This window comes from Vibrio sp. 1180_3 (genome assembly GCF_029478545.1).
GTDB classification, from domain to species: Bacteria; Pseudomonadota; Gammaproteobacteria; order Enterobacterales; family Vibrionaceae; genus Vibrio; species Vibrio aestuarianus.
Window position 1 is genome coordinate 1 of record NZ_SJFM01000261.1, and the last position, 258, is coordinate 258.

Annotated in this window: 1 protein-coding gene; it reads right to left on the reverse strand. The window is 58.5% G+C overall.

What is annotated here, in order from left to right; translation table 11 throughout:
- Window positions 1-258, reverse strand: a 258-nt coding sequence (locus EYW48_RS21775) for a hypothetical protein (RefSeq protein WP_277433111.1), incomplete at both ends; no start/stop codon positions are given.

Sequence of the window (258 nt, forward strand, 5' to 3'; positions counted from 1 at the left end):
CATCGTCTGGATTGTTGTCATCCACGATGCTCACGCTTGGCGCACCGGCGTCCGCCGTGGTATCCACTTTCGCTTCGTCGCTGCCTGGTAGAGACACGTTGCCGTCGCGGTCGGTCTGCGTTGCATCGACCTTGATGCTTGCGCCCTCTGCCACGGTTTCTGTCCACGTGATGGTGCCATTGTTGTAGCTGTAGTTGCTGTCGCTTATCTCGCCGTCTTCATTCAGGCTCAGCGTCACTGTGCTTGCGCTGCCACCAT